At 34.7% G+C, this 14,157-nt stretch carries 11 protein-coding genes; all 11 read right to left on the bottom strand.

Annotation, left to right across the window (positions count from 1 at the left end):
- Nucleotides 1-28 precede the first annotated feature (28 nt).
- The 11 genes from F7O84_RS03645 to F7O84_RS03595 all read right to left on the bottom strand — a co-directional run bounded on the left by F7O84_RS03645 (nucleotide 29) and on the right by F7O84_RS03595 (nucleotide 14,148).
- Nucleotides 29-1,288, bottom strand: coding sequence for an ABC transporter permease (locus F7O84_RS03645; RefSeq protein WP_151142048.1), 1,260 nt, complete (start codon nucleotides 1,286-1,288; stop codon nucleotides 29-31).
- A gap of 5 nt (nucleotides 1,289-1,293) precedes the next feature.
- Nucleotides 1,294-1,986: an ABC transporter ATP-binding protein gene (locus F7O84_RS03640; protein ID WP_151142047.1), complete on the bottom strand. Its 693-nt coding sequence runs from the start codon at nucleotides 1,984-1,986 to the stop codon at nucleotides 1,294-1,296.
- Between the two features lies 1 nt (nucleotide 1,987).
- Nucleotides 1,988-3,604, bottom strand: a complete 1,617-nt coding sequence (locus F7O84_RS03635; RefSeq protein ID WP_151142045.1) for an HlyD family secretion protein — start codon at nucleotides 3,602-3,604, stop codon at nucleotides 1,988-1,990.
- Between the two features lie 209 nt (nucleotides 3,605-3,813).
- Nucleotides 3,814-4,830, bottom strand: coding sequence for a ketol-acid reductoisomerase (gene ilvC / locus F7O84_RS03630; RefSeq protein ID WP_151142044.1), 1,017 nt, complete (start codon nucleotides 4,828-4,830; stop codon nucleotides 3,814-3,816).
- Between the two features lie 86 nt (nucleotides 4,831-4,916).
- Nucleotides 4,917-5,414 (bottom strand): acetolactate synthase small subunit, encoded by a 498-nt coding sequence (ilvN, locus tag F7O84_RS03625; protein WP_151142042.1) that lies wholly within the window; start codon nucleotides 5,412-5,414, stop codon nucleotides 4,917-4,919.
- Nucleotides 5,415-5,641: 227 nt separating this feature from the next.
- Entirely contained in the window at nucleotides 5,642-6,487 is an 846-nt protein-coding gene (locus F7O84_RS03620) for a 2-oxoacid:ferredoxin oxidoreductase subunit beta (RefSeq protein WP_151142041.1), read from the bottom strand.
- Nucleotides 6,488-8,155: a 2-oxoacid:acceptor oxidoreductase subunit alpha gene (locus tag F7O84_RS03615; RefSeq protein ID WP_151142039.1), complete on the bottom strand. Its 1,668-nt coding sequence runs from the start codon at nucleotides 8,153-8,155 to the stop codon at nucleotides 6,488-6,490.
- Nucleotides 8,156-8,264: 109 nt separating this feature from the next.
- On the bottom strand, nucleotides 8,265-9,014 hold the full coding sequence (locus tag F7O84_RS03610; RefSeq protein ID WP_151142037.1) for a ZIP family metal transporter: 750 nt from the start codon (nucleotides 9,012-9,014) through the stop codon (nucleotides 8,265-8,267).
- Nucleotides 9,015-9,164: 150 nt separating this feature from the next.
- The gene (acnA, locus tag F7O84_RS03605) at nucleotides 9,165-11,957 is read right to left on the bottom strand and encodes an aconitate hydratase AcnA (protein WP_243140797.1); all 2,793 of its coding nucleotides are present in this window, start codon (nucleotides 11,955-11,957) and stop codon (nucleotides 9,165-9,167) included.
- Nucleotides 11,958-12,917: 960 nt separating this feature from the next.
- On the bottom strand, nucleotides 12,918-13,466 hold the full coding sequence (locus F7O84_RS03600; protein WP_151142035.1) for an NADPH-dependent FMN reductase: 549 nt from the start codon (nucleotides 13,464-13,466) through the stop codon (nucleotides 12,918-12,920).
- 40 nt (nucleotides 13,467-13,506) lie between these two features.
- Nucleotides 13,507-14,148: an NAD(P)-dependent oxidoreductase gene (locus tag F7O84_RS03595; RefSeq protein ID WP_151142033.1), complete on the bottom strand. Its 642-nt coding sequence runs from the start codon at nucleotides 14,146-14,148 to the stop codon at nucleotides 13,507-13,509.
- Between the last annotated feature and the right edge of the window lie 9 nt (nucleotides 14,149-14,157).

The following is a 14,157-nucleotide window of genomic DNA, read 5'->3' as shown; positions in this document are numbered from 1 at the left end:
TACGCCCCGTCATGTTTTTAAAAAAAATTTATTCATAGCGTAATGCATCAATGGTATTCATTTTTGCAGCCTTGTTGGCTGGATAGTATCCAAAGAAGACTCCTATTAACATTGAAAATCCGACAGCAACAAGTATAGCTGCTACAGATGGTATTGCAGGATACCCCATAAGCTTAGCACCTAACATACCACCACCAATTCCTAGTATTACTCCAATTACTCCACCTAAGAGACATATAATCATGGCTTCTATAATAAATTGCATTAAAATAGCACTATTTTGTGCGCCCAAAGCTTTTCTGGTTCCAATCTCTCTAGTTCGTTCGGTTATACTTACCATCATAATATTCATCACACCGATTCCACCTACTAATAAAGAGATTCCTGCAATCGCAGAGATTGCAACGGTAATATTTTTTAACATGCCATTCATTTCATCAAGCATTTCTTTCATACTGTATACTTCAGGTTTAAAATTTTCATTTTTTTCAAATAGGTTAGCAAAATACTGTTTTGTATCATTTGTTAATTGATCCATATCCATTCCCGCTTTGCCATTTACAGACATCTGCGTATATCCGTCGACCGTATGCGTTATTTGTTTCACAGTAGTGATTGGAAGAAATACTGATGTGGACAAATCTCTTTCGGCTCCAGTGCCACTTCCTTGTACTTTGTATTCATACACACCTATTATCGTAAAGTAATTCGTTTCTTTATTGATTGGGATAGCAATCTCTTTGCCGATGGGAGATTCATTAGGAAACATATTTTGAATAAACTTATCGGATACCACCGCTAATTTCTTTTTATGTTCCATATCCTTTTTCGTAACAAATCTACCTTGAAGTATTTTAATATTTTCAACTTCTGCATAACCATCGTTTACACCGATTACACTTACATTTGCATATTTATCTTTATCAGTTACCTTTGTACTATCCAACTCTTTTTTTAATGAAATCGAATCAATCTGATCGATAAATTCTTTTTGATATTTCATTATCATTTCTTCAGAAATCATATCGTTTTCGGTTTGCTCAATATATTCATAATTGTAATTACCATTTTCATCAATGACATAATTTTGAGAAATAGCAATTTCAATCTTATTAGCTCCTATATCACTCATAGACTTTGCTACTGACTGATTCACTGAATTGCCAATTGTTACAATCGTAATGACAGAACTTATTCCAATTATGATACCAAGCATTGTCAATACAGTTCTCATTTTATTGGCCCGCAATCCACTTAATGCTAGTAAGGAGTTTTCTATCAAATCCATTTACCCTACCGCCTTTCATCCTTAATAATCTCACCATCTTTAATCACTATCATTCGCTCTGTTTCCAAAGCCAATTCATTACTATGTGTGATTAGAATTATCGTTTTCCCTTGTTCTTTATGGAGTTTGTGGAAGATATCCATTACTTTTCGTCCAGTGACAGAATCAAGTGCTCCTGTTGGCTCATCAGCCAGAATTATCGAAGGATCGTTTGCCATTGCCCTCGCAATTGCTACTCTTTGTTTTTGTCCTCCTGATAATTCATTTGACATATGATGAAAGCGTTCTCCCATATCCACAATTTCAAGAAGCTCTTTTGCTCTTATGCTTCTGTCTTTTCTTGGAATCCCTGCATATAGCATTGGAAGTTCCACGTTTTTTTGAGCTGATGTCCTCGCAATCAAATTAAATGTTTGAAATACAAAACCTATTTTTTTATTCCTTATCTTACTCAATTCAGAATCAGACAGTTGACTCATATCTAAATTATCAAGAAAATATGCTCCTTGTGTTGGTCTATCCAGTCCTCCGATAATATTCATAAGCGTACTTTTGCCTGAACCCGATGCTCCAACAATAGATACAAATTCTCCTTTATTTACCTGAAAACTAATATTTTTTAATATATTAAGTTCATTTGGCTGACCTATGTAATACTTTTTTATGATGTTTTGAGCATCAATTAAAATATCCTTCATTTTAGAGTCCTCCTGAGCTATCACTGTCTTGACTTTCATTGCTTTGCTCTTCCTTTTGAGTCTCTTGCTGTGTGTTTATACTACTTTCAGTATCTATATTTTCACTTGTAGGCTGTATCGAAATCGTACTTTTCTCGCTCACCATTTCTGGCGTTGTAATAATAAACATTCCTTCTTCTAATTCTTTTGAACTAATAGCTGCGTAATAATCTGTTTCAATTCCCTTTTCAACTGGTATCGCTTTTACGAAATAACTTCCCTTTTTGTCATCCATAGCAACGTATACTATCATTTCATTGTTACTATTTGTCGTAACGGATTCGTATGGTACAGCAAAAACATCTTTGTTTTCTTCTAAAACGATCTTTGCTTTTACATTCATTCCGATTAATAAATTTGAGTAGGTTTCATTAAGCTTTATTTCAGCCGCATATTCTCTTGTATTACTGCTGTCTGACGAAGCGTTGGAATCCGTAGCAATCGGCGTCAAATATATTTTACTTACTACGCCCTCCATAGTTGTATCAGGTATGGCGTCACAAGTTACCATCGCTTTCATACCCTCTTTTATATTCAAAATATCGTACTCTTTAATTCTAACTGATATTTTTAGCGAATCCGTATCTTCGATTTTCATAATGACACCTTCTGATGCTGGGGAACCTTTTTCTAAATTTAAATAAGTAATTGTTCCACTTATCGGTGCATTGATAACCGTACTTGCTAAATTTGTCTTTAACTTTTCTAACTGCGCTTCGCTATCATTATCATTTGTCTTAAATTTGCTTGTATTGATATTATCTACTTGTTCTTGAACTGATTGCGAGGTACTCGCTTCAACTGATTCAAGATTTTCTTGTGCTTCGTCAACCACACGTTGTGCACTTTTCTCACTTTCACGCAATGAAGCAAGTTCACTCTCTGCTTCTGTATAATTTGCTTCCAAGGAATCCAAGTTTGCTTTTAGTTCTACGATTTGACTTTCTATTTTTTGAATTTTCTCTTCATTTTCTTCACTTTTTAAAGTCTTCTTTTTTTCTTTTAGCTTCTTTATTTTTTTCTTTGTTGATTTGATTTCATCTCTAATGCTATTTATTTTATCTTCACACTCTGATACATGATTACTTGCACTATCTAAATCACTTTGAGCTTGAGAAATATTTGAATTCGCTTTGTCAACTTGGCGAGATTGTTCTTCCTTTGCGTTTGTTAAAGCTCTTTGATTCATTCCTGCTTGATACTCATCTAATTTCTTGTTTTTTGCAATCGATTCTTCTAGCTTTTTTATCTCAGCTTTGATTGTTTCATCATCGAATACACAAAGCATGTCACCTTCATTGACTTTATCACCTGGATGAATATTTAATTCTTTTACTTTACTTGTAATTGATGTTGTTATTTTGGATACATTCTCACTCTCTACTACACCACTAACCCCTATCACTTTAGAAAGATCTTTCTTTGTTAGACTTTCTACACTGATTGGAATCTGTGTAGTCTCTCCTGATTTTCCCTTTGCACTTTGATTCCATCCAATTATTATCCCTGCTGTTACTAATATAACAATACCTAAATAAATAATTTTCTTCTTTTTGTGTATTTGTTTTAACTTTATCACAATCGTACCTCCTAATTCTTACTAGAATCAATCATATACCATAGTTTTAAAGTTATATTTACCATAATATTACAATTACTGATTTTTAACTTACAAAAAATATACGTTTCATTTACGGTGATTCATCCCTTATCTATACTTTAAAACATAAAAAGCAAAAAAAGCTTTTGGAGTATATCTTCTCCAAAAGCTTTTTTCTTATAAAAAGATTAGTTATTGATTAATTTATCTTCTTCATTATTCCAGCTATATAATTTACGTAATTCTTTTCCAACAGCTTCTGATGGATGCTCTGCTGCCATTCTTCTCATTGCATTAAAATGAACCTGTCCTGCTGACTGCATATCTAACAAGAAATCTTTTGCAAATGTACCATCTTGGATATCGGATAACACTTTTTTCATTGCTTTTTTTGTTTCAGCTGTAATAATCTTTGGTCCAGTGATATAGTCACCGTATTCAGCTGTGTTAGAGATAGAATATCTCATTCCTTCAAATCCACTTTGGTAAATTAAATCAATGATTAATTTCATTTCATGGATACATTCAAAATATGCGCTTTCTGGCTCATATCCTGCTTCTACTAAAGTCTCATATCCTGCCTGCATAAGAGCACAAACACCACCACAAAGTACAGCTTGTTCTCCAAAAAGATCTGTTTCTGTTTCTACTCTGAAGGTTGTTTCAAGAACACCAGCTCTTGCACCACCAATTGCTAACGCATATGCCAAAGCTTTCTCTTTTGCTTTTCCAGAAGCATCTTGCTCAACCGCGATAAGACATGGTACACCTTTTCCTGCCTGATATTCACTTCTTACTGTATGTCCTGGTCCTTTTGGTGCGATCATAGTAACGTCAACATTCTTAGGTGGGATAATTTGCTTAAAGTTAATCGCAAATCCATGCGCAAACATTAACATATTACCTTCTTCAAGATTTGGTTCAATTGCTTCTTTGTACATCTGAGCCTGTTTCTCATCATTAATTAGAATCATAATGATATCCGCTTTTTTAGCAGCTTCTGCTGCTGTATATACTTTAAAACCTTGTGCTTCTGCTTTCGCCCAAGATTTACTTCCTTCATATAGTCCAATAATAACGTCGCAACCTGATTCTTTTGCGTTAAGAGCATGAGCATGTCCCTGACTACCATAACCAATGACAGCGATTGTCTTACCCTCTAATATTGATAAGTTACAATCTTCTTGATAATAAATTTTAGCCATTTTTTTATTCCTCCCAGAATTAATTGATTAGAAATTGTTACCAATTCCTATTATATATTTATGAATTACCAGCAGATAACTACTGACTATAAATATGTTACATTATCACTACCGCGTGAAAGTCCAGTAATACCAGTTCTTGCTAATTCTAATATCTCATAACCTTCCAACAGTTCAATAAATGCATCAAGCTTTGATTGACTTCCTGTTAGCTCAATGATTAACGACTCCGTCGCAACATCTACTATCTTAGCTCTAAAAATATCTGAAATTGCAATAATAGATTGTCTATCCTTTGCTCCAACCTTTACCTTTACTAAGATAAGCTCTCTACAAACAGAATCTCCTTCTTCTAACTTCTTAATATCTAAAACATCCTCTAATTTACGAAGCTGCTTTTCAATCTGTTCTAAAATAGGTTCATCTCCACTGACGACAACTGTCATTCTCGAAAATCTAGGATCTGCAGTAACTCCAACCGTTAAGCTATCTATATTGTACCCTCTACGGCTAAACATTCCTGCGACACGACTTAGTACACCAGAGGTATTATCTACCAACATGGAAAATACTCTTACTTTCATACGAAACCCTACTCTCTTTATAAAACTATTTTTGATTCGCTTTCACTTATTCTAACAACTATTCCTTTCTTTGTCAACGCTGGTGCGGTTTTGATGTATATCTTTTTGTTATACAAGATATAACTTCAAGCAATGTTTTACATGATTTCTTGATTGCATTGTGTGGTTTTTGCATAGAAAAAAGTGTGATTTCTCACACTTTCTTCAAAAACATTTATGACATTTTCTTATATAAAACTTTGAATTAACTGTGTCAACACCTCTTTTGGTGTTTCTTGTTCAATCAATGGAATACCATCCTTTAGCAAGAAGTTTTTTCTATGAAACTCTTCTTTTTCTTCTCGATAAATGATTCCTGTTGGAATCTTATCTCCTAACTCCATAGCTATTTTGATTGCTTCTAGTTTGTCTGCTGGATTATGATCTTCTCCAACAGGGTTAACCGCATTTTTATAATATCCATACGTATTGATTTTATTAAAGCTAACACAAGGTTGCAAAATATCTACAAAAGCATAACCAGGATAATTAATTGCCTCTTTCATAATACTTATTAATTGCTTTTGATCTCCACTTGATGCTCTTGCTACAAATCCTGCGCCTGCTGCAATCGCAAGAAGGATTGGATTTAATGGGGCATTTTTATTTCCATCTGTTTGTACCTGTGTCACATGCCCTTCTTTACTGGTAGGAGAAGCCTGACCTTTGGTTAATCCATATATCTGATTATTATGAACAAAGTGAGTAATGTTTACATTTCGCCTAATATTGTGTATAAAGTGATTACCACCTTCTCCATAGGAGTCACCGTCTCCAGAATTTACAATTACTGTCAGCTTTTCATTTGCCATTTTCGCTGCAACAGCTGCTGGCAAGGCTCTACCATGTAATCCGCAATAACTATTGGCACTTAAATACTGAGGTGTTTTTGCTGCCTGACCAATTCCAGCTACCATCAGCACTTCATGTGGCTGTTTTCCAAGTTCTTCCAACGCTGTTTTTAAACTATTTAGGATGGGAAAATTCCCGCATCCAGGGCACCATGCCGTTTCATAAGTTACAAATTGATTCATCTACATCAAGCCTCCTTCCAGTATCTTGCTTACTATCTCTTCACCGGCTATCTGTCTTCCATCGTATTTTAAAATACTGTCATGACATGTAATTCCTGTTTGCTCTCTTATCAATGAAGCCAACTGTCCTGTGGCATTTTGTTCTATATTAATTACTTTCTTATTTGGAGTTAATTTCTTTAATTTTTCCTGTGGTAGTGGATAGATATCACCAAATATCAAGGCACCATAGCCACCGCCTTCTTTTTTATTTAAGATTGATACAGCCTCTTTGATTGGTCCGTAAGTAGAACCCCAACCAAGCAAAAGTGTCTTTCCACTTTCATCGCCGATAAATTCAGGCTCAATTAATTCTTCCATTAGCCCTTCTAATTTTTTCATTCTTTTTTGCATCATTTGATTGCGAACCTCTGCTGATTCGGTAATCCAACCTCTTTCATCATGTTCATCGCTGTCTGCTGCAACAAGGTTCTTCGTAACACCTGGTATCAGCCTTGGTGAAATTCCATCTTCTGTTAACTTATATCTTAGATACTCACCTTCTACTTCTTTTGCTGGTTGAATCAACTTGATATCGGATACATCATATGGCTTTACACAAGCTGTTGTATCACCAAGATACTGATCACTTAACAAGATAACTGGAATCTGGTATTTTTCTGCCAGGTTAAGTGCTCGAATGGTCTGGTAAAATGAATCCTCATGATTACGAAGTGCAATGACCATTCTTGGGAACTCTCCTTGCGATGCAGAGATAACAAACTTTAAATCACTTTGTTCTGTTCTCGTTGGTAAACCAGTCGCAGGTCCAGGTCTTTGTACGTCAATGGCAACTAAAGGAATTTCCGCAATTCCTGATAAGCCAAGCGCCTCAACCTTTAAGCAAAATCCTCCTCCGCTTGTTCCTGTCATGGCTTTCGCCCCTGCAAAAGATGCACCAATTGCCATATTGATCGCTGCAATTTCATCCTCTGCCTGTTCTACTACGACACCCGCTTGATTTCCCACTGACGCCAAGTATTCTAAAACTGTTGTGGAAGGTGACATTGGGTAAGCTGAATAAAATTTCAGGCCTCCTGCGACAGCTCCTAAGCCAACCGCTTTGCTTCCTGATATCAGCATATAATCATTAAATCCACCTTCTAAGTGATCAAATCTTTTCTCCACACTCTCAAATCCTGCTTGGATCGCTTTTATATTTACATCTAATACTTCACTTTTCATGATACTTTTCATTACTTCTTCTACGTAGGTTAATGGTTCACCAAAAAGTTTTAGAATCGCACCCACTGCTATACTACCTGAAACCTTAGCATTACCGATGTTTCTTGCCATTTGATTCATATCTAGCTTGATGATTCTTGAATCTTCTTTGGTATTTTTTAAACCACTATCACACAAAACAAAACCTTTTTGTGTTAACTGATTCAAATGTAATTCTATTGTCTCTCCATCTAATGCGATGATTCCATCTAAGACATAACTGTGAGAAGTAATTTCCTCTGTTCCAAAACGAAGTAAAGAAAAATTATGACCACCACGTACACGAGACATAAAGTCTCTTGTCGTATATATATAATAACCAGAGCGTTTTAACAATTTTTCTAATATTGCTACCGTTGTATCAATTCCTTGACCAGCCGCTCCTCCAATTAAAATATTGTACATATATCTTCCTCCTTTCTATATGTTAGTTTATTATAACTCAAATTAGTCTAAAATTCAATAGTATACTTTTATATTTTGTGCATTTTAATTTTATTTGATGTATTTAGTTTTAAACTCCTAGCAATGATACAAATAACATGCCTAAGAGTATTCCTAAAATATTTCCAAATGTGGTTAATCTTCCCTTCCACATGTCATTTGCAGTTGGTATTGTTTCTCTTAGTGTTACATAAAGCATCATCGTAGCCGCAAAGGAAAGACTGATGCAAATTAGAGTAGGGGAACTTAAGACACAGCCTAAAATAGAACCGATTCCCAAAGGAATTGAAATTAAAATAGATATGATAAGTAATTTAAGTTTGCTTTTGATACCGCCTCGAAAAAGAACTCCTAGAGTAAGTCCTTCTGGTATACCATGTATGATTAATGCAAATGCAAGATATAACCCATTTTTTAATGAATGATTAAGGAGTGATCCAAGTGCTAAACCACTTGGCAGATTATGTATACTAATGCCAATCGACATAAAGATTGCTGCCTTTGAAAAATTAACTTGATCTTTTGTATTGGTAATTCCGCCTTCATCAAGCCTTCCATCTAAAATGACAGCTAAGATAAGCCCCATTATGGCTCCTGTGACGGATATATAAAGATTACCAAAAGAAATCGCTTCTGGTAAAAGATCAAAAAATACAATTCCAAGGGTAACCCCTCCTAAAAAACCCAGTACAGATCCCCTGATTCTGATTCCTTTATTTTTTATAAATAAAGTGACAACTCCTCCAACACAAAGTCCCAGCCACTCTGTAAAAAATCCAACCATTCCAATTAATAACACTCTTACTATCGATTCACTCATGTAAACACCTAATTTTTTTCGTATATAAATATACTATTGTAAAACTTATAAAATTAGTATTATTAATTCAAATAGATGACTAAAATTTAAATAAAGTAAAGGATTCAAATCCATTTCTTGCTTTGGATTAGAATCCCTCTCTTTTATCTTCTATATATATTTTCTCTTGCTTTCTTTTTCGATTGCATTTATTTTCTTTCTTAATACCATTGGTAAGATTCCGCCATTCTTATAATATTCAATCTCTATGCTAGAATCAAAGCGAAGCGTTGCTTCAAATTCAATTGCTTTATCCCCAAGTCTTGCTTTGACCTTCACAGTTTCTTTTGGCGTTATAGAATCCTTTAATATAATTTCAAAGGTCTCTTCTCCTGTCAGTCCCAGGCTATTAGCTGATTCATCGTTTCTAAATTGTAGAGGCAGTATCCCCATCATGACTAGATTAGAACGGTGAATTCTTTCATAGCTTTCTGCTATTACTGCCTTTACACCTAAAAGTGCAGGACCTTTTGCCGCCCAGTCTCTCGAAGAGCCCATGCCATAATCCTTACCAGCCAATACGATTAGCCCAATGTTATCTTTTTTGTAAGCCATACTTGCATCATAGATACTTAAGACTTCTTTCTTTGGCCAATACATGGTATATCCACCTTCTGTTTCTGGTGCTATTTTATTTTTGATTCGAATATTGGCAAAGGTACCTCTCATCATCACTTCATGATTCCCTCTTCTAGAGCCATAGGTATTAAAATCTTTTTGTGCTACTCCTTGCTCTAATAAATACTTAGCCGCAGGTGTATCTATCCCAATATTTCCCGCTGGAGAAATGTGATCTGTCGTGATAGAATCACCAAATACTGCCAATACTCTTAAGCCTTCTAATGACTTAATGTGTTTTAAATCTTTTCCAAAATCCTCAAAAAAAGGTGGCTTTCGTATATAAGTAGAAGCATTGTCAAATGGAAATAATTTACTATTTTCAGCTTGAATCTGATTCCATAATTCATTGTGTTGATACATTTTTTTATAGACTTGCTGATAAAGCAATGGAGTTACGTATTTTGCAATCATTTCTTCAATTTGTCGGCGTTCAGGCCAGATGTCCTTTAAGAATACATCATTTCCGCTTTTGTCTTTACCAATTGCTTCTTTTTCAAAATCAATATTTACTGTTCCAGCAAGCGCATATGCTATGACAAGTGGTGGGGAGGCTAAATAATTCGCCTTTACTAGAGCATGTATTCTTCCTTCAAAATTACGGTTTCCAGATAATACCGATGCCACCAATAAATCATTTTCTACGATTGCATCTGCAATTTCTTTCTTTAACGGCCCAGAGTTGCCAATACAAGTCGCACATCCATAACCTACCACCTGAAATCCCAATTCATCTAGATACTGTTGTAATCTGGCATCCTCAAGATATGAAGATACGATTCGTGATCCTGGTGCCAACGAAGTTTTTACATAGGAAGGCACTTTTAAGCCTTTTTCGCATGCATTTTTTGCTAGTAATCCTGCTCCAATCATAACGAATGGGTTAGAAGTATTGGTACAGGACGTGATGGAGGCTATTACGACTGCTCCTGTTTTCATTTCTGTCTTTTCGCCGTTTAAGAAAGTAACTTCTGCTTTCTTATCTTCTACGCCTTTTTCTAATCCATAGCCTTTATTCCCTCGTTCTTTTGTTAGTGCTTGAATAAATTCTTCCTTCATATCTTCTAGAAAAATCTTATCTTGTGGTCTTTTTGGCCCTGCCAATGCACTTTTTACCGTTGCTAGATCCAATTGAATAACCTTAGAATATCTTACTTTTTTGTTGTATTCTTGGTACATACCGTTTAATTTTAAATACGTTTCTACCAATGCTACTTGTTCTTTGCTTCGACCTGTAAGCGTAAGATAATTAAGAGTCTCTTCATCTGCTGGAAAAAAACCGCAAGTTGCTCCATATTCTGGTGCCATATTGGCAATGGTTGCTCGATCGGCTAAGGTAAGTTGTTTCACTCCCTGACCAAAATACTCTACAAACTTATCTACTACTCCTTCTTCTCTTAGAATCTTTGTTAAGGTAAGTGCGATATCTGTGGCTGTTGCAGTCGGTGACAAAGTTCCTACTAATTCTACTCCGATTACTTCTGGTACTGGAATATAGGATGGTTGTCCAAGCATTCCTGCTTCTGCTTCGATTCCACCAACCCCCCAGCCCAGAACAGAGAGTCCGTTAATCATAGTTGTATGAGAATCTGTTCCAACTAAGGTATCAGGGTATACAATTGTTCTTTCATTGTCTTCTTTTTGTAAAACAACTTTTGCCAAATACTCCAGATTAACCTGATGTACAATTCCATTTGCAGGAGGTACGACGCGAAATTGGTCAAAGGATTTTTCTGACCAATTCAAAAATTCATATCTTTCTTTGTTTCTTTCAAATTCAAGCTTCGTATTTTGATTTAGCGCATCCGAGTCTCCATAAACATCTACCTGCAAGGAGTGGTCAATGACTAAGTCTACCATAACCTCTGGATTGATTTGGTCTGCAGCAACATCGGATTTGCTGTGTTTTGTAATTGCGCTTCTCATGGAGGCTAAGTCAAGTACTGCTGGGACACCTGTAAAGTCTTGCAAAATTACACGTGATGGTTTAAATGGAACCTCTTCCTTTTTCGTATTTGCTTTCCAGCCTGCCAACTTTTCAATGTCACTATCTAAAATGGCTTCCCCATCCCATTGTCTAAGTACCGATTCTAATAATATTTTTACTGAGAAGGGTAGGGTGTCAATTTCGTATCCAAGTTTTTCAAGTTCATTAATATTATAATACGTATATTTTTTTTCGTTTATTGTAAATTCCTGAATGGAACTTTTTCTAATTTTATCCATAATACCTCCAACTTTATCAATCTTATCTGTTTTATTGTTACCGATTTTATGTTGTTTCATTAAGATTTGAAATATTCAACATGTTTCTTGTTATGAAATTAATTTTACAACTTTTCTTATAATTTTACAATATAAACTGACAATATTATTTAAGAAAAGAATGTTATCATTTAGTAATCTATACATACGTATAGAAAGTTTATAGTATCATTTAGCATGGATGTTTTAGGTTGATTTCAATACATCTCATGTTTTGGTTCTATCCGCATTTTTATCGGCTTTTCTTATATAAGAAATACAATATATTCCCCTTAAATTCAACATTTTTAACTTTTTTTACCAACCTCTAGCTATTTTAATCGAAAATACCAAAAGGCTTCAATATCAAGAGTTTAAGCGGATACGGATTTTGCTGCTTGGTAAATATTTTGTTGAAAAGTTAAATTATTAGACCTTGTCTCATCTCCATCTGTATTACGCAAGAGAGTATTAATAAGAGATGTTATAAACTTCTTTTATCAATGAATATGTTGTAGTTAAATATGCATACAACCAACCCCATAATTATATGAAAAGTTAATGTCAAAGATTTATTAGAAAATCTTCCAATAGTTGCTTCTATTTCCATTACTTATATATTACATTATTGTTACATAAGTGTTACAATTGATTTGTTCTTAAGAAAGCAATCTATAAAGGAGGAAGTGCGATATGTGTTTTAACTTTAGCTCATGTAACTTAAACGACCTATTAAAATTGATTTCTCAATACTGCAAATAAATTTGATTAAGATGGGCTGTCATACTTGGGGTAATTATCCTCCGTGTGACAGCCCAATATTTTTTATAGAACAGAGAGTTCGAGTAATATCTTCAAAAAAACAACACTTAAATGTAGCATTTATAAAAATGATTTGTCGATTTAACACAAGAGACATAGGAATAAATTCCTATGTCTCAAAATAATTATATCAACTTTTGCAAATAACCTTTCAAATCATCCATAGCATTGCTCATTACATTAAGCATTTTTTTCAATCCAATCTAAAAATGCAGATAAAAAGCTATCTAAAAAATCTTTTGTGTCATTGTTATTGATGACTCCATTTTCATCAATCAATGTATGGAAGCTTCCAATATAAGCTTCTGGCTGAGCCAATGTCAAGATATTCAAGAATGCTAATACCTGACGCAAATGATGATTTGCACCAAAGCCGCCAATTCCTCCTGGTGACTGACTAATTATTGCCCCTGGTTTACCATTCCATACATTTTCACCATAAGGTCGTGACCCTACATCAAGCGCATTCTTTAATGCAGCTGGAATGGAACGATTATGCTCAGGTGTAATAAATAACACGGCATCCAACGCTTTTACTTCATCACGAAATACGGTGTACTCTTTCACGTCTTCATTGTCACTGTCTTGATTATATAGAGGAAGTTTGCTTATATCAATCAATTTAAAATCATAACCTGCTGGTGCATGGTTCTTTATATAGTCTGCTATACTTCCTGAAAAAGAATTCTTTCTTAAACTACCACTAAAAACACCAATTGTCTTACTCATAACATATACCTCCATTCATTTATTTTTTATATTTATTATTTTACTGGTTACATACCGTGAATCTTGTGCGAATAAATTGTGGTTTTTCAATTTCATCTAGAATTCCAATTGCCATTGTTTCGCTTGTTACAATGGACTCTCCGCTTGATGATTTTAACAAATGATCTTTACCTATTACTGGAGTTGTAGCCCCTCCAGCAACAAAATTAGCCGATGGCGATACTCCCACCCAATTCACATTTTCAATACTTCGCAAGAAATTAAGAGTCTTATAAGCTTCAATCGGAATTGAAATCCAAGATTCTACTTCTGGAAAATGCTTTAGAGTTTCTAGAAATAAATTATCGTTTTCATCTAACAAACTGGCTGCACCAAGAATGAAAAATAATCTCGGACTTTCGGTTTCTCGAAACATTGCCACAAGCTTTGCTGCTAAATCCAAATGCAAATATGCTTTGTCAGGCGCTGTAGCAAAAGCATTGATAATAACATCAAACGCCTCTAAATCCTTTCTCGTCAACTCAAAAATATCTTTATCAATCACTTTTACATCTTCGCCAAATAAAGAAACAGCCTTTTCTTTGTGGCGAACAATTGCAGTCACTTCATGCCCACGAGATAAACTTTCTTTGTACAAGGCAGAACCTGCCATACCAGTTGCTCCAATAATTGCTAATTTCATAATTAGACC

This window comes from Candidatus Galacturonatibacter soehngenii, assembly GCF_008830185.1.
In the GTDB taxonomy this organism is placed as follows: Bacteria; Bacillota; Clostridia; order Lachnospirales; family Lachnospiraceae; genus Lachnotalea; species Lachnotalea soehngenii.
The sequence above is the reverse complement of the archived record's forward strand: the minus strand, read 5'-3'. Positions and strand labels throughout refer to the sequence as shown.

Excerpts from the sequence above, each read along its gene's own strand:
- F7O84_RS03645 (WP_151142048.1), bottom strand. The coding sequence starts at position 1,288 with ATGGATTTGATAGAAAACTCCTTACTAGCATTAAGTGGATTGCGGGCC.
- F7O84_RS03640 (WP_151142047.1), bottom strand. The coding sequence starts at position 1,986 with ATGAAGGATATTTTAATTGATGCTCAAAACATCATAAAAAAGTATTAC.
- ilvC (WP_151142044.1), bottom strand. The coding sequence starts at position 4,830 with ATGGCTAAAATTTATTATCAAGAAGATTGTAACTTATCAATATTAGAG.
- ilvN (WP_151142042.1), bottom strand. The coding sequence starts at position 5,414 with ATGAAAGTAAGAGTATTTTCCATGTTGGTAGATAATACCTCTGGTGTA.
- F7O84_RS03620 (WP_151142041.1), bottom strand. The coding sequence starts at position 6,487 with ATGAATCAATTTGTAACTTATGAAACGGCATGGTGCCCTGGATGCGGG.
- F7O84_RS03615 (WP_151142039.1), bottom strand. The coding sequence starts at position 8,155 with ATGTACAATATTTTAATTGGAGGAGCGGCTGGTCAAGGAATTGATACA.
- F7O84_RS03610 (WP_151142037.1), bottom strand. The coding sequence starts at position 9,014 with ATGAGTGAATCGATAGTAAGAGTGTTATTAATTGGAATGGTTGGATTT.
- acnA (WP_243140797.1), bottom strand. The coding sequence starts at position 11,957 with ATGAAACAACATAAAATCGGTAACAATAAAACAGATAAGATTGATAAA.
- F7O84_RS03600 (WP_151142035.1), bottom strand. The coding sequence starts at position 13,466 with ATGAGTAAGACAATTGGTGTTTTTAGTGGTAGTTTAAGAAAGAATTCT.
- F7O84_RS03595 (WP_151142033.1), bottom strand. The coding sequence starts at position 14,148 with ATGAAATTAGCAATTATTGGAGCAACTGGTATGGCAGGTTCTGCCTTG.